This window comes from Aeromonas sp. ZOR0002, from assembly GCF_963866995.1.
Lineage (GTDB): Bacteria > Pseudomonadota > Gammaproteobacteria > Enterobacterales > Aeromonadaceae > Aeromonas > Aeromonas caviae.
This window is the reverse complement of the sequence record NZ_CAWMFQ010000333.1, coordinates 1-599: the sequence shown is the minus strand read 5'-3', so window position 1 is coordinate 599 and position 599 is coordinate 1. Positions and strand designations below refer to the sequence as shown.

Annotated in this window: 1 protein-coding gene; it reads left to right on the top strand. The window is 69.1% G+C overall.

Annotated elements, in window-relative coordinates; translation table 11 throughout:
• Positions 1-599, top strand: a 599-nt coding sequence (locus tag AACR77_RS18120) for a sigma 54-interacting transcriptional regulator (protein WP_042883205.1), incomplete at both ends; no start/stop codon positions are given.

Below are 599 nucleotides of genomic sequence, written 5' to 3'. Positions count from 1 at the left end.
CGGCTCGCCCGCCAAAGCAGCGAGCCCCTGGTCCCCGGCACCCGGCCCGGCCCCGAGCAGCCGGAGATGGTAGGCCACTCCCCCGCCATGGCCCGGCTGCGCCACGAGATCGAGGTGGTGGCCAGCTCGGAGCTGAACGTGTTGATCCTGGGGGAGACCGGGGTCGGCAAGGAACTGATCGCCAAGGCGGTGCATGGCGGCTCACCCCGCGCCCATGCCCCCCTGGTCTACCTCAACTGCGCCGCCCTGCCCGAATCCGTGGCCGAGAGCGAGCTGTTCGGTCACGTGAAGGGGGCCTTCACCGGCGCCATCCACAATCGGGCGGGCAAGTTCGAGCTGGCGGACAAGGGCACCCTGTTTCTCGACGAGATAGGGGAGCTCTCCCTGGCGCTGCAGGCCAAGCTGCTGCGGGTGCTGCAATACGGCGATCTGCAGCGGATCGGTGACGACACCCCGCTCAAGGTGAATGTGCGCATCCTGGCGGCCACCAACCGGGATCTGAAACAGGCGGTGGTCGAGGGGCAGTTTCGGGCCGACCTCTACCACCGGCTGAGCGTGTTTCCGATCCACGCCCCGGCACTGCGGGAGCGCCCAGGCGA